Here is an 18,531-nt window from a genome sequence, read left to right on the forward strand (position 1 = left end):
TTTGGTATACCGATGATTCTGCTGCCTGCGCGCTGCCAGCCAGTCTGGGCGAAAGTGCTCAAAGAGCTTGGACGCAGCCTGCTGTTTTTCTCCCGCGGTGCCCGCAAAGCCTTCACCCGCAAAATGGACAGCCTGTGGCGCATTCAGCCGAACGCGAAACGGCTACGACAGTTGCTGCAAGACGACGGTTACGACATTCTCTATATGAACAATCAGCCGGGCTCAAACGAGGAAGGCTATCACGCTGTTGACGGTCTGCCTGTTGCGCTGGTGCAGCACTGCCGCATTGAGCCCACGCTCACGCCGTCGCTGGTGTCATTAGTCAATCAACGCATTGATAAGATCATCGCCGTTTCGCAGGGCGTGGAGCAGGTGTTGCTGAAAAATGGGGTAGAGAAGCCGTATTGTGTGACGGTGAATAACGCCATTGATGTTAACCAGCCGCTGCCGGATCGCCAGCTGATGCGCAAAACCCTGGACATTACGCCTGAGACCTTCGTCTTCGGTAGCATCGGATCGCTACTCGCACGCAAATCCAATCATCATACGCTGGCAGCGCTGGCGCAGTTCCACCAGCAACATCCTGAAGCGAGCTGGAAAATGATACTGGTGGGTCAGGGGCCGGAGCGCAGCGCACTGGAAGCACAAGCCAGAACGCTGGGAATTGCGGAGCATATGATCTTCACCGGCTTCAAAAATAATCCTTTTGATTATCTGGCAGCCTTTGACGCGTTTATTCTCGCATCCAGCAGCGAAGGGCTGCCGCGGGTGGTGCTTGAAGCAATGCTGCTTGGTATTCCGGTCGTGGGATCAGACGTGACGGGAACGCAGGAGCTGGTTCACCATGAGCAAACCGGTCTGCTGTTTCCCTGGAGCGATGTGAAAATGCTGGAAAATCATCTCACCCGTATCTGGCAGGATGCGTCGCTGCGCCAGCGGCTCGCGCAAAACGGCCAGCAGCAGGTGCGCAGCCAGTACGCGATTGAACATTATGTTTCCGGTGTGGAAGACGTTCTGGGGACAATTCAGTCGAGGCGTTCGGGCGTTTAACCGGGAGCGCGAACGCGCCCCCGGCAATCACGGGCTTATTTATCCCAGCTTAAAATCACTTTTCCGGACTGGCCAGAACGCATCGCGTCGAAGCCTTTCTGGAAATCATCAATCCCGAAACGGTGAGTGATGATTGGCGATAAATCCAGACCAGACTGGATCAGCGCCGCCATTTTGTACCAGGTTTCAAACATCTCGCGACCGTAGATCCCTTTGATAAACAGCCCTTTAAAGATCACCTTGGTCCAGTCGATGGACATGTCTGATGGTGGAATACCGAGCATCGCGATGCGACCACTGTGATTCATGGTGTCGAGCATGGTGCGGAATGCGGGCGGCGCACCGGACATTTCCAGACCAACGTCAAATCCTTCGGTCATGCTCAGCTCGGCCATCACATCGGCCAGGTTCTCTTTCGCGACGTTAACCGCGCGGGTGACGCCCATTTTGCGCGCCAGCTCAAGACGATATTCATTCACATCAGTGATGACGACATGACGCGCACCCACGTGCTTCGCCACAGCCGCCGCCATGACGCCGATCGGACCTGCGCCCGAGACCAGCACATCTTCGCCGACCAGGTCAAAAGAGAGCGCCGTATGTACCGCATTGCCAAACGGGTCAAAAATGGAGGCTAAATCATCAGAGATATTGTCCGGGATTTTGAACGCGTTAAATGCCGGGATCACCAGATATTCCGCAAAGCACCCCGGGCGATTGACGCCCACGCCGATGGTATTGCGGCACAGGTGCGTGCGACCGCCACGGCAGTTGCGGCAGTGTCCGCAAGTGATATGGCCTTCACCGGAGACGCGATCACCGATGTTAAAGCCCTTCACTTCCTGACCAATGCCGACCACTTCGCCAACATATTCATGGCCCACGACCATCGGTACCGGAATGGTTTTTTGCGACCACTCATCCCAGTTGTAGATGTGTACATCCGTTCCGCAGATGGCTGTTTTACGGATTTTAATCAGGAGATCGTTATGACCCATGGCCGGTTCCGGCACATCAGTCATCCAGATCCCTTCTTCCGCTTTCAGTTTGGATAACGCTTTCATCTCACATCCTCAGGCAATCACGCCCAGTTGTTTACCGATGCGGGTAAAGGCTTCTACCGCACGTTCAATCTGTTCAGGCGTATGTGCAGCCGACATTTGGGTCCGGATACGCGCCTGACCTTTTGGTACCACCGGGTAGAAGAAGCCGGTGACATAAATACCTTCTTTTTGCAGTTCGCGAGCAAATTCCTGAGCGACCGTCGCTTCACCCAGCATCACCGGGATAATCGCGTGATCGGCACCAGCCAGGGTAAAGCCAGCGGCGGTCATTTTTTCGCGGAACAGGCGCGCGTTAGCCCACAGGCGGTCACGCAATTCAGCGCCGGATGCCAGCATTTCCAGCACTTTAATCGACGCAGAGACAATCGCAGGCGCGAGGGAGTTTGAGAAAAGATACGGACGAGAGCGCTGGCGCAGCCATTCCACGACCTCTTTACGCGCAGCGGTATAGCCACCAGACGCGCCACCGAGCGCTTTACCGAGCGTACCGGTGATAATGTCCACACGGCCCATCACATCGCAGTATTCATGCGTACCGCGACCATTTTCACCGACAAAACCGACCGCGTGGGAATCATCGACCATCACCAGCGCGTCGTATTTGTCTGCCAGATCGCACACGCCTTTCAGGTTGGCGATCACACCATCCATTGAGAATACGCCGTCAGTAGCAATCAGGACGTGGCGAGCGCCCGCTTCACGCGCTTCTTTCAGACGCGCTTCCAGCTCCTGCATGTCGTTGTTGGCGTAACGGAAGCGCTTCGCTTTACACAGACGCACACCATCGATGATCGATGCATGGTTCAGCGCGTCAGAAATAATCGCGTCTTCTGCGCCGAGTAGTGTTTCAAACAGACCGCCGTTGGCATCGAAGCAGGAGGAGTACAGAATGGCATCTTCCATACCGAGGAACTCCGCCAGTTTTTTCTCCAGCACTTTGTGCGTGTCCTGCGTTCCGCAGATGAAGCGGACCGACGCCATCCCGAAGCCATGGCTGTCCATACCCGCTTTTGCTGCAGCGACCAGCGCCGGATGGTTCGCCAGACCGAGGTAGTTGTTGGCGCAGAAATTGATGACGTGGCTGCCGTCGCCGACAGTGATATCCGCCTGCTGGGCAGACGTGATAATGCGCTCTTCTTTAAACAACCCTTCAGCACGAGCGGTATCAAGGTCATTGGCTAACTGTTTGTAAAAATCCCCACGCATTGCAACTCTCCAGATTCGGCTAAATTTGGCACATATTACCCAAAGCTATACTTCTATACGAGATGACAGAGTATGAAGTGCATTTTTTGTAGCATAAATCACGTGTAACCCTGTGAGGTGTCGGGGAATGGCTGAAGGGTTTCTCTTCTGATGATATGATAAGAAGCATTAGCGTCCGGGATAGTCCCGGTCATTCACATTTCAAAGGTTATCGTTATGATCATCGTTACCGGCGGCGCTGGCTTCATCGGCAGCAACATTGTCAAGGCACTGAATGACAAAGGTATTACCGACATTCTGGTGGTAGACAACCTGAAAGATGGTACCAAATTCGCCAACCTGGTAGACCTGAATATCGCTGATTACATGGATAAAGAAGACTTTCTGATCCAGATTATGGCGGGTGAAGAGTTCGGCGACATCGAGGCGATTTTCCATGAAGGTGCCTGCTCCTCCACCACTGAGTGGGATGGTAAGTACATGATGGATAATAACTATCAGTACTCCAAAGAGCTGCTGCACTACTGCCTTGAGCGCGAGATTCCGTTCCTGTATGCCTCATCTGCAGCGACCTACGGCGGCCGTACTTCTGACTTTATCGAATCCCGTGAATATGAAAAGCCGCTGAACGTTTACGGTTACTCAAAATTCCTGTTCGATGAATATGTTCGTCAGATCCTGCCGGAAGCCGGTTCGCAGGTGGTCGGTTTCCGTTACTTCAACGTTTACGGACCGCGTGAAGGTCACAAAGGCAGCATGGCGAGCGTGGCATTCCACCTCAACACCCAGCTCAACAATGGCGAAAGCCCGAAACTGTTCGAAGGTAGCGACAACTTTAAGCGCGACTTTGTGTACGTCGGTGACGTTGCAGCGGTCAACCTGTGGTTCTGGGAAAACGGTGTTTCCGGCATCTTCAATCTCGGTACGGGCCGCGCGGAATCTTTCCAGGCCGTAGCCGATGCGACGCTCGCCTTCCACAAAAAAGGCAGCATTGAATACATTCCGTTCCCGGATAAACTGAAAGGCCGCTACCAGGCATTTACTCAGGCGGATCTCACTAACCTTCGCGCTGCCGGTTACGACAAGCCGTTCAAAACCGTTGCCGAAGGTGTAACGGAATATATGGCCTGGCTGAACCGCGACGCGTAAGGCAAGCAACTGATGAGAATACTGGTGGTTGGCCCGTCCTGGGTGGGCGACATGATGATGTCGCAAAGTCTCTATCGCACGCTCAAGGCGCGTTATCCTCAGGCGATAATTGACGTGATGGCACCCGCGTGGTGCCGTCCGCTTTTATCACGCATGCCGGAAGTGAACGAGGCGATCCCCATGCCGCTGGGTCACGGCGCGCTGGAAATTGGTGAGCGTCGTAAACTCGGCCACAGTCTGCGCGATCGTCGTTATGACCGCGCTTACGTCCTGCCAAACTCATTTAAATCCGCACTCGTGCCTTTCTTCGCTGGCATTCCCCTACGCACCGGCTGGCGTGGCGAAATGCGCTATGGCCTGCTCAACGATGCGCGCGTGCTGGATAAAGCCGCCTGGCCGCTGATGGTGGAACGTTACGTTGCGCTGGCTTACGACAAGGGCGTGATGCGCTCCGCCAGAGATTTACCGCAGCCGCTACTGTGGCCACAATTGCAGGTCTCCGACGGTGAAAAATCGCAGACCTGTAACGCATTTGGTCTCTCGGCAGAACGCCCAATGATCGGCTTTTGTCCGGGCGCCGAATTTGGCCCGGCGAAACGCTGGCCGCATTACCACTACGCCGAACTGGCGAAACAACTGATTGACGAAGGCTATCAGGTAGTCCTGTTTGGCTCGGCGAAGGATCACGACGCGGGCAATGAAATTCTGGCGACGCTCAGCATTGAACAACAGGCCTGGTGCCGCAACCTGGCGGGTGAAACCCAGCTGGAACAGGCGGTGATCCTGATTGCCGCCTGTAAAGCCGTGGTCAGTAACGATTCCGGGCTGATGCATGTCGCCGCCGCGTTGAACCGCCCGCTCATTGCGCTTTATGGCCCGAGCAGCCCCGACTTTACGCCGCCGCTGTCTCACAAAGCGAAGGTAATTCGCCTGATTACGGGCTATCACAAGGTGCGCAAAGGCGATGCCGCAGAAGGTTATCACCAGAGCCTGATCGATATTACGCCGGAAAGCGTACTGGAAGCGCTTAACGCTTTGCTGCTGGACGAGGAAGTCTGACGGATGCGGGTATTGATTGTAAAAACTTCCTCCATGGGCGATGTGCTGCACACCCTGCCGGCACTCAGCGATGCCGCGATTGCGCTTCCAGGGATCCGTTTTGACTGGGTAGTTGAAGAAGGTTTCGCACAAATCCCCACCTGGCATGCCACTGTGGATCGCGTAATACCTGTCGCCATTCGCCGCTGGCGAAAAGCCTGGTTTTCCGCCGCCATCAGGCAGGAGAGACAGACCTTTCGCGAGCAGCTACAGCAGGCGCATTACGATGCCGTCATTGATGCACAGGGCCTGGTAAAAAGCGCCGCACTGGTGACTCGGCTGGCGCATGGCATCAAACACGGGATGGACTGGCAAACGGCACGCGAACCACTGGCGAGTCTGTTCTATAATCGTCGCCATCATATTGCAAAACAGCAGCACGCCGTGGAACGCACCCGCGAACTGTTTGCCAGAAGTCTGGGTTACAGCAAACCGCAGACGCAGGGTGATTACGCGATAGCTCAGCATTTCCTGAAAAATAGCGATGAAATGCAACCGCCATACGTTGTTTTCCTGCATGCCACCACGCGTGACGACAAACACTGGCCGGAATCGCACTGGCGAATGCTTTTAGAACGGATGCAACCAACCGGGTTACATATTAAACTCCCATGGGGTGCAGAACATGAGCGGCAACGGGCGGAACGTATCGCAACCGGTCTCGACTATGTTGAAGTCCTGCCGAAGCTCTCATTAGCCGAGGTGGCTGCCACTCTGGCGGGTGCGCAGGCGGTAGTTTCGGTCGATACAGGGTTGAGTCATCTTACCGCCGCGCTTGACCGCCCCAATATCACGCTGTTTGGCCCAACGGACCCTGGGCTCATTGGCGGATATGGTAAGAACCAACAACAAATGGTAAGTCCGACCCGCAATATGGGAGATATCACGGCCGATGCAATTTTTACCGCTTTACAGGGCAACCTGCGACGCGTTGACATGGAAGACAGCTAAATGAGCTATGTCTTTCTGTTTATCCTTTTTTTCCCGGTAAAGTTACTGGGCAAACTGTTTCGCAAAAACACGGGCAAAAATCTCGTCATTCAGACAGCGAAAATTGGCGATTTTGTGAATGCCACGCCGCTGCTCAGCTATCTCAAGACAAGCGATGTTCTTATCAGCCGGGGCGTAGCGCCACTGGCTGAACGTGACGACACGATTGATACCATCTATCTCATTGGTCTGCACAAGCGCAATCTGTTTGCCAAGCTCCGCTTCGCCTGGCAGATTATGAATCGCTACGACAACGTCTACCTGTTGCAGCCCAATAGTACGAACCTTTTTTTTGCTGCGGTTTGCAATGCCAAAAATAAACAGTTTCTGAGCATTTATACCCGTCGCTGGTATCACGGTATTTTTTACGCCACCGCAGACGGGGTGATTGAACATGGCAAGCGCACGCTGTCAGTCACAAACTATTTGCAGCTGGCAGACAGAAAACTGAGCTGGCAGGATGTTCCCAAACACGCGACCCATCCGCTGTATATGCCCAAAGCCTGGCCGGAAAGCCTGGAGAAAAAAGACGTTATCCGTATCGGGATCAGTATCTCAGCGGGTAATCGCGCCAAGACGGTCCCTCCCGCTACCTGGAAAAGTATTTTTGACGCACTCTCTGACCTGCCCTGCGTGTTTTATGTTTTTGGTACTGATGACGAGCAGCCCTGGCTGGATGATCTTTATCGGCATCTCGACGAGGAGCCGGACAACATCATCAGTCTGCTCGGGCTGCTTCCGCTGGAAGATGCCCCGTTCACCATTTCAAAGATGGATTGCTACATCGCCTCAGACTCCGGCAACGTCTATATCGCTGATGCTGTCGGCGTCCCTGTCGTGCTGCTTTTCGGTCCCTGTTGCCATTATGAGCAACGCCCGCTAGGCAAAACGCTGCTAATTGGCGACGACGAAAATATTTGTTCTTATGTCTTTGAGACGCGGTATTATTTCGATCAACCACGAGAGACGTTATTTAACTTAACCGAAACTGACATTAATAAACTGCATCATTTCGTTGCATCTCAATGCCATAACATGGATGCTACGCTCGTACACTAAGCAGGATAATGATGGGAACGCTGACTAAACAATTTTACCGTTACAGCCATAAACGCAATATGCGACATAACGAAAATTTATGGCCATTTGTTAAGATCCAGCGAAATAGCGAAGGCGAAATCACCACTTTCACCTATAAAAAAGAGCCAATTAATATCGTCAGACTCTCTTCGCTTGCGCAAAAATATACAGGCGAGGTATTACTCACCGCCACAGGCCCTTCTGTAAATACGCTTGATTTTTCAAGACTACCTGAGCATATCAACAGAGCCGGGGTGAATGGGGCCTGGCATCTCAACGGCATTCTTCGTTTTAATTTGTACTTCGTTGTCGATATGACGTTTATAGACCACCATACTTCAGTAATGGAAGGTCTCTGCAAAAATAGTAGCATTATCCTGTTCACAACGGTGATGGGTATCGTTAAGTTAATCGAACAGTTTGGCATATCAAATATTGTATGTCAGATTGCAATTCTGGAAGATATTTGTTACCAAACCTATCAGCCATCAGTAAAAAAAGAAAATATTTACAAAATATTCCATAACAATATTGATATTGCTTTTTCTACAGAGAAAAATCATATCGCTTATGCTAAAGATATCCGTCAGGGTGTTTTCGATGCCGGAACCGTTGTTTACTGGGCATTGCAGGCACTTGGTTATCTCGGCTTTAAAAAAATCTACATCGCCGGGCTTGATATGAATAACTTTAATGATCCCAGATTCTATGAGGACAACATCAACAAACGGCCATCCTTCCTTCAAAATAAAGTTAAAGATACCGTTATTCCGGCGCTACAACTCGCAAGCACTGTTCTTGCAGAAATGAGTGTATCGGTCATTAATCTTTCTTCACAAAGCGCAGTTCCAGAATCAATCTTTCCTAAACAGGATTTTAATAATGTCTTCAGTTAACTGGAAGAAAACTTATATCTGGTTTTTTATTTCTTTTATATTGCTCAGCACAATATTTTGTGGCATTTCTCGTGTTAATATTTTATTCCATGTTGCGCTTTCACTATTCCTGCTGTCGTTCATCTTTTCGCCGCTGGTGCGTAAAAGTGTTTTAGACGACAGACAATATTTGCCAGCGATGCTGCTCGTCGCCCTGTTTGTCATTTACTATTCATTCTCTAATCTGTGGGCTGATCACTCTCATCTGGAGTCATCTCTGACCCATTCTTTTTATTTGCTGGTTCTGATGGCACTTTACCGTCAGGCAGAACTGGCAGGGTATAAGAAAGCCGTCATTACTGCCGCCTGGCTGGGAACTATCATACTGGCGATTTTGACCCTCATTTATGTCGACAAAACAAAAATTTTCACCCAACGACTGAATCATGCTTTTCCGTGGGCGCCAGACAACGTGATTGATCTGGGCGGCTATATGGCATTGGGTATTTTATTGAGTGCCCTTCTGGTCAGGGAAATGAAAACGCTGTGGGTTCTTCTGCCCGTTCCACTACTGCTGCTGTGTCTTATTTTGACTCAGAGCCGTGGTCCTCTGCTCGCCTTAGTGCTTGCAGGCGTTATGGTTTACTTGCTACGACCAAATTTAAATCTGAAATTCCTGCCTGGCATCATTATGTTATTGGTCGTAGTCGCCGCTGCATTGTATTTCAGTGGCTTTCTTGATCGTTTTGTAATGCGCATTGAATCTTCCTATCAACAGAGCTTTATCCGGTTTGGAATATGGCAGCATGCGTTTGAGGTGAGCCTTGAAAAGCCCATTTTTGGCTGGGGGTTTGATAAAGAACTCACGTTCATCAATAGCATCAAGCAACCCGTAACAACAACACATAGCCTCTATGTCTCAGCATTGTTAAAGGGCGGCTTTGTTGGGTTTACGTTATTTATCGGCATGATCGGCTATAGCCTGTGGCAATGTAAAAAGCACCTCGCTGCACACCATACGGCCGAAATTGCTATTTTGCTGTTTGCACTGATCTTCTACTCAACCCAGGGGATGTTCATTATCAGTAACCCGCGTGAATACTGGGTCTTGTTCTGGTTACCACTTATTATCGTGTTGAGTGTTCCCCCGCAACGACAGCAATATTAAAGAAAAACGCCGGTTACCCGGCGTTTTTTTTCATTTCATAATACTCTGCCAGCGTCATTCCCTGCGTTCGTTGCGCGAGCCAGGCAAACAGCTGTTCCAGGTCCTGATACAACCCTTCGATTGCCGCGTCATCCTTAAACGTCGGACTGCCGCCGGGCATAAACTCGGAAGAGTGCAGCATAAACTCAACGTAATCATTGCCCTGTGCCAGGCATTTTTCTGCCACGGCGATCATTTGCGCCACATTACCACCGGCAGGGCGCAACCAGTTTACTGACGGGGAGCGGTATTTTCCTCGCAGCCGATCGTAACCCTGTTTGATGCTGTTCAGCCAGGCGGGATGTTTGTATTGAATACTCATCGGCACTTCCAGCAACGGGCTGTTGCCCGGCTGATGAATCGCATTTTCATCCATAAAATAAGCGTGATCGGGAAAATGCTGGAAATCTGTCCCGCCGTTGCCCTGCGGCGCACCTTTGGCGTTGCGCCAGTTCACGCGCGGGGTGACGGAGCAGTCCACCTGATAGCCCTGCTCAATCAGCAACTTCGCATAACGGCTGTCAAATGCCCAGCGGCCGGCCCGGTGGCTACGCATTTTTGTCTGGAAGGTGTCTTCCAGCAATTGCGTCATAAACTCGACTTTGTCCCGCAACACGGCATCCGGGAATTCAATCAGATAGGGTTGCCAGCGCCAGTCATCACCCGTAAGGTCGAACTCCGGCGGACTGTTCCAGGCATGAAGATGCATCCCGACTTCACCCTGCCCGCGCGCAATGACATCCTTAGCAAACGCAACATAAACAGGATCAACCGCCATCTCATAGTTCGTTAACCAGACCGGTTTGAAACCAAATTTTTCACAAAGTGACTGAAAGCGCGGTAAAAAGCGGGCATTCTCCGTTTTAATCTGTCGATGGTTTTGCCACAGATTATCGCCTTCTGTATCAATAGTGATGATAAATGCGGGTCTGGTCATGTTGTTCTCATTAGTCATACCGATAAATACTATGTTACGCACTCGGGCCGGTGGGAGTAAATACTCGCCAGGAAAAGACCGACATTAAGGAGAAAGGATGCAACTGTGCAGCAGGTCTATTAGAATTGCACGCATATTGCTTCCGATAAGATAATGATGAATAACCAACTTAACACGCCTGAATTACGGATTTTGTTGATAAAATTACGTCATCATGGCGACATGCTTCTGACGACGCCGGTCATCAACTCCCTGCATCAGCACTGGCCTAATGCGCGCATTGACGTCCTGTTGTACGAAGAAACACGGGATATGCTGGCGGCCCATCCGGATATTCATCATATCTATGGCATCGATCGAAAATGGAAACAGCTCGGTACGCGCGGCCATCTGGCGAAAGAGTGGCAGTTGCTGAAAACCTTGCGAAAACAGCATTACGACCTTGTCGTTAATCTCGCCGATCAGTGGCGCAGCGCCATTATCACGCGATTTACCGGTGCGCCGGTGCGCATCGGCTTTGCCTTTAATAAACGCCGCAGCGCCTTCTGGCGTTATTGTCATACGCGGCTGGCACTGGTGACGAATCACACAACGTTGCACACTGTTGAACAAAATTTAACGATTCTCGAGCCGCTTCATATTGAGCCTCAGACCAACGTCTCGATGTGCTATTCCGCTGACGACTGGCAGGGTGTTGAAGCAAAACTGGCGGAGAAAGGTGTTACGGGATCATACATTGTCGTCCAGCCCACATCCCGCTGGTTCTTCAAATGCTGGGACGAAAATAAGATGGCGCAAACCATCACCGCGCTTCAACAGGACGGGCGTACCATTGTCCTCACTTCCGGCCCTGATAAAAAAGAGCTGGCGATGATTGACACTATTCTTTCTGCTTGCCCGACAGAACGTGTTATCTCGCTGGCGGGCCAACTTAGCCTGCGACAGCTTGGCGCGATTATCGATCATGCCGCGCTGTTTATCGGCGTGGATTCCGTGCCAATGCACATGGCGGCCGCGCTGCAAACACCTTGCATCGCGTTGTTCGGGCCATCAAAACTGACATTCTGGCGCCCCTGGCAGGTCAAGGGCGAGGTGATCTGGGCCGGTGATTACGGCCCGCTGCCTGACCCTGATAACGTCGATACCAACACGAAAGAACGCTATCTGGATGCCATTCCGGTCGAGCCTGTCGTGAATGCCGCCAGGAGACTTCTGTCATGAAAAAACATCGCCTGGCGATTGTCAGACAAAAGTATCGCCCTGATGGCGGCGCAGAACGCTTTGTCTCCCGTGCCCTCAGCGCGCTCAGTAACCAGGATCTCGAACTCAATGTGATCACCCGCGAGTGGCAGGGTGACAAGCAGGACGACTGGCATATTCACATTTGTAACCCGCGAAAATGGGGGCGAATCAGTCGTGAGCGCGGCTTTGCTCATGCGGCACGCGCGCTGTGGCAGGCGGAGCAGTTCGATATCGTACAAAGCCACGAACGTATCCCCGGTTGTGATATTTATCGTGCAGGTGATGGCGTGCATCGTCGCTGGCTTCAGCAACGTGCGCGTATTTTACCTGGCTGGCGCAGCCAGCTTCTGATGCAGGATCGCTATCATCGCTATGTGATGGGCGCAGAACGTGAGATGTATCAGGCGCCGGAACTCAAGGCGGTGATCTGCAACGCGGCGATGATCAAACAAGAGATTATTGAGGATTTCGGCGTAGGTGCAGATAAAATTCACGTTATTTATAATAGTATTGATTCAGGCCGCTTCGCTCCGGCACAAAGTGCGCAAAGATTCGCACTGCGACAACAGTATGGCATCCCGCCAGAAGCGGTGGCGCTTTGCTTTGTTGGCTCCGGATTCGAACGAAAAGGGCTGACTGCCGCTATCAGAGCTATCGCGCCAAGTGACCGTTATTTGCTGGTCGTCGGTCAGGATAAAGCCGAAAAGCAGTATCAGGCGCTGGCGCGCACGCTCGGGTGCAGCGATCGTGTTCTTTTTTGCGGTGTGCAGAAAGAGACGCTACCGTTTTATCAGATGGCCGATGGCTTGTTACTGCCGACGCTTTATGACCCTTTTCCGAATGTGATCCTTGAAGCAATGGCGTGCGGTTTACCTGTCATCACCTCGACAACCTGTGGTGGCGCAGAATTTGTTGAACAGAATATCAACGGTTTTGTTTGCGATGCGCTGGATATTCAGCGACTGGCTGAAGCGGTAATGGCCATTCCGGCGCTCGAAAAAGATAACAATATGGGCATGAATGCCCGACATAAAGTCAAGGAAGCAACACCTGAGCGGCTCTCGGGCCAGCTCATTTCGCTTTATCATACTTTATTGGATTAATGATGCGCATCCTCATGATTATCGATGGTTTACCCGGCGGTGGGGCTGAGAAAACCGTATTGACGCTTTCCCGTGGGTTAATGGAAATGGGTCATCAGGTCTCGCTGTTCTCCCTGCGCAAGGTATGTGATTATCCACTTCCTGAGGGGCTTGATTACCAGGTTGTGTTGGATCGCTGTAAAAAGCCGTGGCGGAAGCTGACGGAGTTATATCGTCGTGCCCGTCTGCTTGATGACGCCATCAGCAAAGCGCAAGAAAAAGGCGAATTCGATATCGTCTTTTCACACCTGCACAAAACCGATCGCATTGTGTCGCATACGAAGGTTATCGACCGCAAGAAAATCTGGTATTGCGTCCACGGGATGTTCTCATTTGCCTACCTCGGCCACCGTAAAGGGTTATCGCGTTGGTTTAAGCAGGCAAAAATTCGCCATGTTTATGAAAACAGTCAGGTGGTGGCCGTTTCAAATGCCGTGCTGGAGGATTTAACCCAGGTACTCGGCATACATTTACAGCGTCAGACCGTCATCCACAATCCATTCGATATCGACAGGATCCAGCAGTTAATGCAGGAGCCGTGCGAAATGCAGGGCCAGAATTACATCATTCACGTAGGTCGTTATCATGAACACAAGCGCCATGACCGTCTGCTGCGCGCCTGGGCGCAAAGCGGTATTGATGCATCACTGGTAATGATGGGAAACGGCAATGATCGTCAGCGCGAACGGTTGAAAGCCCTTGCCGCCGAGCTGGGCGTTGAGGATAAAGTCACCTTCAGCGCGTTTGTTCCGAATCCGTACCCGTGGATTAAAAACGCCCGCCAGCTGGTACTCAGTTCAGATTGCGAAGGGTTCGGCAACGTTCTGGTTGAAGCCATAATCTGTCATACTCCGCCGGTCAGCACGCGTTGCCCTGGCGGACCCGCCGAAATACTCACCGGCGATCTGGCACGCGGGCTCTCAGACATGAGCGATGAGGGTCTGGCGAAGACGATTTCGGATATCTACAATCATCCGCCCGTCATTGATGACTCTACGATCTCTGCCTATAGCATTGAGGCCATTTGCCAGCGTTATCTCTCGCTGGCAGAAAAACATTAATCAGGTATTTTATGCAACTCCCGACATCGCCACTGCTGAGTGTGGTTGTGGCCGTTTATAACGGCGAGGCTTTTTTAGATCAGTTTTTCTCCTGCTTAGTTGCGCAGAACATCGACAGCATGGAAGTCATCATCGTTAATGATGGCTCCACCGATGGCTCCATGGGCATTGTCGAAAAATGGCGCGAGCAACTCCCGCAAATGCAGGTGCTTGAGCAGGAGAATCAGGGCGTCTCCGCCGCGCGCAATACGGGTCTCGCGGTCGCTACGGGGCAGTATCTCTCCTTTCCTGATATTGATGATTATTTCAAACCTGGCATGTATCAGCGCCTGCTGGATATGGCGCTGGAAAACACGCTGGACGTCGTCACCTGCAATGGTAACTACGTCTGGGAAAACGACAAAAAACCGTCGCGCCCCATTTTCCCGCTCGATAAGCTGCAATCTACCGGAGTGATGACCGGCCCGGCCTGGCTGAAGCAGGCGCTGGATTCGCGCAAATTTCTGCATGTCACCTGGCTGAATCTGTATCGCCACGACTTTATTCGCCAGCACAATTTCCATTTCGAGCCTGGCTTACGTCATCAGGATATTCCGTGGACCACCGAAGTGCTGCTGACCGCCGAACGCGTTCAGTACACCAGCGAACAGTTTTATGACTACTACATCCATTCCGCCTCGGTTTCCCATAAACCAGACACTGATGACACGCTGATCCGCTCCGCGCGACATTACATGAAAATTCTGCAAATGCTGGATGCCATCAACCAGCGTTACCCGGAAAAAGTCAGCCGTATTCCGGCCTGCCACTGGCAGATCGCCAAAGAAGGGCTGGGGATCATTCATACCTTCGACAACATGAAGGATGAACAGAAAAAGGCGATGATCATTCGGGAATTCTTTGAACGCGGCATCTGGAAACTGATCTGGAAGAGTGCGAAAAGCCCGCGACTGCGCTGGCGGCTTGGTCGTCGGTACTTTCGTTTGAAGCGTTATATTTAGGGAGTAGCTTTACTCCGGCTAAATGCTTAGAATTTGCCCGCTAAAACAGAAAACGGATAACACTCTTGGAATTGCTTTATACCGCCCTGCTCTACCTTATTCAGCCGCTGGTCTGGTTGCGATTGCTGTTACGCAGCCGGAAAGCGCCCGCTTACAGAAAACGCTGGGCCGAAAGGTACGGCTTTTGTACAAACAAGGTGGCGCCAGAGGGTATTCTTCTGCACTCCGTTTCCGTCGGCGAAACGCTGGCGGCGATTCCGTTAGTTCGCGCGCTGCGCCACCGTTATCCGACGCTGCCGATTACCGTGACAACCATGACCCCGACGGGTTCTGAACGCGCCATGTCGGCGTTCGGCAAAGATGTTCATCACGTTTATCTGCCCTACGATCTTCCCTGCGCCATGAACCGTTTTCTCGACACCGTGCGACCAAAGCTGGTGATTGTGATGGAAACTGAGCTGTGGCCCAACATGGTGTCCGCACTCAATAAGCGCAAAATCCCGCTGGTCATCGCCAACGCCCGTCTTTCTGAGCGCTCGGCAAAAGGCTATGGCAAGCTGGGCGGCTTTATGCGTCGGCTGTTGAGTAAAATCACGCTCATCGCCGCACAGAACGAAGAAGACGGAAACCGTTTTCTCGCTCTGGGTCTGAAACGCAACCACCTGGCGATTACCGGCAGCCTGAAGTTTGATATTTCCGTCACGCCTGAACTTGCCGCGCGCGCTATCACGTTGCGCCGCCAGTGGGCACCGCGTCGTCAGGTCTGGATAGCCACCAGCACCCACGATGGCGAAGAACAAATTATTCTGCAGGCGCATAAAGAACTGCTGAAAAGTTTCCCGGAACTCCTGCTGATTCTGGTTCCCCGCCACCCTGAACGTTTCAACGATGCACGTCAGATGGTACAAAAAGCGGGCATGAGTTTTACTCTGCGCAGCACCGGCGAGATCCCATCCAGCAGCACACAGGTAGTGATTGGCGACACCATGGGCGAACTGATGCTGCTGTATGGCATTGCCGATCTCGCTTTTGTCGGCGGCAGCCTGGTGGAGCGAGGCGGTCACAACCCGCTCGAACCCGCCGCGCATGCCATTCCGGTACTGATGGGGCCGCACACCTTCAATTTTAAAGATATATGCGCCCGACTGCAGCAAGCCGACGGCCTGATCACCGTGACCGATGCGGCCTCGCTGGTCAAAGAGGTCGCCAATCTGCTCACCGATGAAGATTATCGCCTGTGGTATGGCCGACACGCGGTCGAAGTGCTACACCAGAATCAGGGCGCGCTGTCGCGTCTGCTGGAGTTACTGCAACCCTACCTGCCTCAGCGGAGCCACTAATGACCATGCGCCTGTCGGTGGTGATGATCGCGAAAAACGCAGCCGACCTGCTGGCGGAGTGCATCGCCTCGGTTCGCTGGGCCGATGAAATCATCCTGCTGGATTCCGGCAGTACCGATAATACCGTGGAACTGGCGCAAAGCCTCGGCGTAAAGGTCTACAGTAACACCGACTGGCAGGGCTACGGGCCTCAGCGTCAGCGCGCACAGTCATACGCGACCGGCGACTATGTTTTGATGATCGACACCGACGAGCGCGTCACACCTGAGCTTGAGCAGTCTCTGCGTCAGGTGCTGGCCTCGCCGCAGCCCGGCGCGGTCTACAGTATGGCGCGGCAGAACTATTTCCTCGGTCGTTTTATGCGCCATAGCGGCTGGTATCCTGATCGGGTCATACGTTTGTACGAACGCGAGCGTTTTCAGTATAACGATAACCTTGTACATGAATCGCTCGACTGTCACGATGCCCTGGTCATCGAACTGAACGGTGATTTACGCCATCTGACCTGTCGCGATTTCGCCAGCTTCCAGCAAAAGCAACTCGCTTATGCCACGGCATGGGCGCAGGAACGCCATCAGAAGGGCAAACGCGTGACGCTGGCGGGTATATTCGGGCATACACTGGGCGCGTTTGTGAAAACGCTGCTGATTCGCGGGGGCGTGCTGGATGGCGCGCAGGGATGGTTACTGGCGGTGGTCAACGCGCAGTATACTTTCAACAAATATACCGGGCTGTGGGCACTGAACCGCGGCTACTCAGCGTCAGAGAAAGCGTAAATATGGCGACAAAAGCGATCTACCCAGGCACCTTCGACCCAATCACCAACGGGCACATTGATATCATCACCCGCGCGTCATATATGTTCGATACGGTGATCCTGGCAATTGCCGCCAGTCCGGGCAAAAAGCCGATGTTCGACCTCGACGAGCGCGTGGTGCTGGCGCAGCAGGCAACGGCACATCTGAGTAACGTTGTGGTGATGGGATTTAGCGATCTGATGGCCAATTTTGCCCGCGCGCAGCAAGCAAATATCCTGATCCGCGGGCTGCGCGCGGTCGCTGACTTTGAATACGAAATGCAATTGGCGCATATGAATCGCCACCTGATGCCGGAACTGGAAAGCGTTTTCCTGATGCCGTCAAAAGAGTGGTCGTTTATTTCGTCATCGCTGGTGAAAGAAGTGGCGCGCCATCAGGGTGACGTCACTCACTTCCTGCCACCCCATGTGCATCAGGCGTTGCTGGAAAAACTCAAATAATTACGTCTGACAGTGGCGGCAATAAAAGGTCGCACGCTGGGCATGTTTGCTGGCGATGATCGGTGTACCGCACACTCGGCAGGGCTCGCCCTTACGGCCATAGACTTGTAATTCCTGCGCAAAATAACCCGGTTTACCATCACTCTGCAGGAAATCCTTCAGCGTGGTTCCACCCTGTTCAATTGACCGCAGCAGCACGGCTTTTATCGCCTGAACCAGTAATTCACACTCTTCCCGCGACAGCGACGAAGCCATGCGATCAGGATGGATCCCGGCAGCGAACAGCGATTCGCTGGCATAGATGTTCCCCACGCCCACGACCAGTTTGTTATCCATCAGCCACGGTTTAATAGCGGTTTTCTTCTTCGCGCATTTCTGGTGCAGATAATCGCCGTTGAACGCATCGCTCAGCGGCTCTGGCCCGAGATGCGCCAGCACGTTGTGCCCTTCGAGCTCTTCGGTCCATAGCCAGGCGCCAAAACGACGGGGATCGGTGTAACGCAACACTTTGCCATTACTGAGCACCAGATCGACATGGTCATGTTTTTCAGCAGGAACCTCTTCAGCGAGAATGCGCAGGCTGCCGGACATACCGAGATGAATGATGATCCAGCCGTCAGGCAGTTCAAGCAGCAAGTATTTGGCGCGACGCTGAACGCTCAGCACCGGCTTATCGCTCAGGCGATGGATTTCTTCTGAAACGGGCCAGCGCAGACGACCATTGCGCACCACGGCATGAAGTATGGTTGCTCCCACCAGATGCGGCTCGATACCGCGACGGCTGGTTTCTACCTCGGGTAATTCCGGCATGGTTTTATTCTCCTGGCCCTG

Annotated in this window: 18 protein-coding genes; 14 read left to right on the plus strand and 4 right to left on the minus strand. The window is 52.6% G+C overall.

Annotation, left to right across the window (positions count from 1 at the left end; translation table 11 throughout):
* Positions 1-1,050: glycosyltransferase (locus tag GTGU_RS19310; RefSeq protein WP_038161046.1), on the plus strand; the 1,050-nt coding region annotated here is incomplete at its 5' end.
* Positions 1,051-1,085: 35 nt separating this feature from the next.
* Here the strand turns inward: GTGU_RS19310 and tdh are convergent.
* Positions 1,086-2,114, minus strand: coding sequence for an L-threonine 3-dehydrogenase (gene tdh / locus GTGU_RS19315; protein ID WP_038161049.1), 1,029 nt, complete (start codon positions 2,112-2,114; stop codon positions 1,086-1,088).
* Between the two features lie 9 nt (positions 2,115-2,123).
* A complete protein-coding gene (gene kbl / locus GTGU_RS19320) occupies positions 2,124-3,320 on the minus strand; it encodes a glycine C-acetyltransferase (protein WP_038161052.1) in 1,197 nt (398 codons plus the stop codon).
* 216 nt (positions 3,321-3,536) lie between these two features.
* Here kbl and rfaD point away from each other — a divergent pair, with 216 nt between their 5' ends.
* From rfaD to GTGU_RS19350, 6 genes are read left to right on the plus strand one after another with little or no spacing between them, the layout of a single operon-like run.
* The gene (rfaD, locus tag GTGU_RS19325; RefSeq protein ID WP_038161055.1) at positions 3,537-4,469 is read left to right on the plus strand and encodes an ADP-glyceromanno-heptose 6-epimerase; all 933 of its coding nucleotides are present in this window, start codon (positions 3,537-3,539) and stop codon (positions 4,467-4,469) included.
* A gap of 12 nt (positions 4,470-4,481) precedes the next feature.
* Positions 4,482-5,528 (plus strand): ADP-heptose--LPS heptosyltransferase RfaF, encoded by a 1,047-nt coding sequence (rfaF, locus tag GTGU_RS19330; protein WP_038161058.1) that lies wholly within the window; start codon positions 4,482-4,484, stop codon positions 5,526-5,528.
* 3 nt (positions 5,529-5,531) lie between these two features.
* A complete protein-coding gene (gene rfaC, locus GTGU_RS19335; RefSeq protein ID WP_038161061.1) occupies positions 5,532-6,518 on the plus strand; it encodes a lipopolysaccharide heptosyltransferase RfaC in 987 nt (328 codons plus the stop codon).
* Complete coding sequence (locus GTGU_RS19340) at positions 6,519-7,616, plus strand: glycosyltransferase family 9 protein (protein ID WP_038161065.1); 1,098 nt, start codon at positions 6,519-6,521, stop codon at positions 7,614-7,616.
* Between the two features lie 8 nt (positions 7,617-7,624).
* Entirely contained in the window at positions 7,625-8,533 is a 909-nt protein-coding gene (locus GTGU_RS19345; protein ID WP_245609625.1) for a sugar glycosyltransferase, read from the plus strand.
* Positions 8,520-9,680, plus strand: a complete 1,161-nt coding sequence (locus GTGU_RS19350; protein ID WP_038161070.1) for an O-antigen ligase family protein — start codon at positions 8,520-8,522, stop codon at positions 9,678-9,680. The genes GTGU_RS19345 and GTGU_RS19350 overlap by 14 nt, the downstream gene beginning before the upstream one ends.
* A 13-nt stretch (positions 9,681-9,693) precedes the next feature.
* Here the strand turns inward: GTGU_RS19350 and GTGU_RS19355 are convergent, their stop codons facing one another.
* Entirely contained in the window at positions 9,694-10,656 is a 963-nt protein-coding gene (locus GTGU_RS19355; protein WP_038161073.1) for a polysaccharide deacetylase family protein, read from the minus strand.
* 150 nt (positions 10,657-10,806) lie between these two features.
* On the opposite strand from GTGU_RS19355, the gene rfaQ reads away from it, so the two are divergent.
* From rfaQ to coaD, 7 genes are all read left to right on the plus strand, one after another.
* The gene (rfaQ, locus tag GTGU_RS19360; protein ID WP_038161076.1) at positions 10,807-11,877 is read left to right on the plus strand and encodes a putative lipopolysaccharide heptosyltransferase III; all 1,071 of its coding nucleotides are present in this window, start codon (positions 10,807-10,809) and stop codon (positions 11,875-11,877) included.
* The gene (locus GTGU_RS19365) at positions 11,874-13,001 is read left to right on the plus strand and encodes a glycosyltransferase family 4 protein (RefSeq protein WP_038161078.1); all 1,128 of its coding nucleotides are present in this window, start codon (positions 11,874-11,876) and stop codon (positions 12,999-13,001) included. The genes rfaQ and GTGU_RS19365 overlap by 4 nt, the downstream gene beginning before the upstream one ends.
* A 2-nt stretch (positions 13,002-13,003) precedes the next feature.
* Positions 13,004-14,101, plus strand: coding sequence for a glycosyltransferase (locus tag GTGU_RS19370; protein ID WP_038161080.1), 1,098 nt, complete (start codon positions 13,004-13,006; stop codon positions 14,099-14,101).
* An 11-nt stretch (positions 14,102-14,112) separates the two neighbouring features.
* The gene (locus GTGU_RS19375) at positions 14,113-15,102 is read left to right on the plus strand and encodes a glycosyltransferase (RefSeq protein ID WP_038161081.1); all 990 of its coding nucleotides are present in this window, start codon (positions 14,113-14,115) and stop codon (positions 15,100-15,102) included.
* A gap of 65 nt (positions 15,103-15,167) precedes the next feature.
* Positions 15,168-16,442 (plus strand): lipid IV(A) 3-deoxy-D-manno-octulosonic acid transferase, encoded by a 1,275-nt coding sequence (gene waaA, locus GTGU_RS19380; protein WP_038161084.1) that lies wholly within the window; start codon positions 15,168-15,170, stop codon positions 16,440-16,442.
* Positions 16,442-17,218 carry a glycosyltransferase family 2 protein gene (locus GTGU_RS19385; RefSeq protein ID WP_038161087.1) on the plus strand — a complete coding sequence of 259 codons (777 nt, stop codon included), beginning with the start codon at positions 16,442-16,444 and terminating at the stop codon, positions 17,216-17,218. The genes waaA and GTGU_RS19385 overlap by 1 nt, the downstream gene beginning before the upstream one ends.
* Before the next feature lie 2 nt (positions 17,219-17,220).
* Positions 17,221-17,700, plus strand: coding sequence for a pantetheine-phosphate adenylyltransferase (gene coaD, locus GTGU_RS19390; protein WP_038161089.1), 480 nt, complete (start codon positions 17,221-17,223; stop codon positions 17,698-17,700).
* Here the strand turns inward: coaD and mutM are convergent, their stop codons facing one another.
* Positions 17,701-18,510: a bifunctional DNA-formamidopyrimidine glycosylase/DNA-(apurinic or apyrimidinic site) lyase gene (gene mutM / locus GTGU_RS19395; RefSeq protein ID WP_038161093.1), complete on the minus strand. Its 810-nt coding sequence runs from the start codon at positions 18,508-18,510 to the stop codon at positions 17,701-17,703.
* Positions 18,511-18,531 lie beyond the last annotated feature (21 nt).

The sequence above is a fragment of the Trabulsiella guamensis ATCC 49490 genome, assembly GCF_000734965.1.
Taxonomy (GTDB): domain Bacteria; phylum Pseudomonadota; class Gammaproteobacteria; order Enterobacterales; family Enterobacteriaceae; genus Trabulsiella; species Trabulsiella guamensis.

What these genes read in the sequence shown, in the direction of transcription:
- tdh (WP_038161049.1), bottom strand. Translation starts at nt 2,114, where the DNA reads ATGAAAGCGTTATCCAAACTGAAAGCGGAAGAAGGGATCTGGATGACT.
- kbl (WP_038161052.1), bottom strand. Translation starts at nt 3,320, where the DNA reads ATGCGTGGGGATTTTTACAAACAGTTAGCCAATGACCTTGATACCGCT.
- rfaD (WP_038161055.1), top strand. Translation starts at nt 3,537, where the DNA reads ATGATCATCGTTACCGGCGGCGCTGGCTTCATCGGCAGCAACATTGTC.
- rfaF (WP_038161058.1), top strand. Translation starts at nt 4,482, where the DNA reads ATGAGAATACTGGTGGTTGGCCCGTCCTGGGTGGGCGACATGATGATG.
- rfaC (WP_038161061.1), top strand. Translation starts at nt 5,532, where the DNA reads ATGCGGGTATTGATTGTAAAAACTTCCTCCATGGGCGATGTGCTGCAC.
- GTGU_RS19340 (WP_038161065.1), top strand. Translation starts at nt 6,519, where the DNA reads ATGAGCTATGTCTTTCTGTTTATCCTTTTTTTCCCGGTAAAGTTACTG.
- GTGU_RS19345 (WP_245609625.1), top strand. Translation starts at nt 7,625, where the DNA reads ATGATGGGAACGCTGACTAAACAATTTTACCGTTACAGCCATAAACGC.
- GTGU_RS19350 (WP_038161070.1), top strand. Translation starts at nt 8,520, where the DNA reads ATGTCTTCAGTTAACTGGAAGAAAACTTATATCTGGTTTTTTATTTCT.
- GTGU_RS19355 (WP_038161073.1), bottom strand. Translation starts at nt 10,656, where the DNA reads ATGACCAGACCCGCATTTATCATCACTATTGATACAGAAGGCGATAAT.
- GTGU_RS19365 (WP_038161078.1), top strand. Translation starts at nt 11,874, where the DNA reads ATGAAAAAACATCGCCTGGCGATTGTCAGACAAAAGTATCGCCCTGAT.
- GTGU_RS19370 (WP_038161080.1), top strand. Translation starts at nt 13,004, where the DNA reads ATGCGCATCCTCATGATTATCGATGGTTTACCCGGCGGTGGGGCTGAG.
- GTGU_RS19375 (WP_038161081.1), top strand. Translation starts at nt 14,113, where the DNA reads ATGCAACTCCCGACATCGCCACTGCTGAGTGTGGTTGTGGCCGTTTAT.
- GTGU_RS19385 (WP_038161087.1), top strand. Translation starts at nt 16,442, where the DNA reads ATGACCATGCGCCTGTCGGTGGTGATGATCGCGAAAAACGCAGCCGAC.
- coaD (WP_038161089.1), top strand. Translation starts at nt 17,221, where the DNA reads ATGGCGACAAAAGCGATCTACCCAGGCACCTTCGACCCAATCACCAAC.
- mutM (WP_038161093.1), bottom strand. Translation starts at nt 18,510, where the DNA reads ATGCCGGAATTACCCGAGGTAGAAACCAGCCGTCGCGGTATCGAGCCG.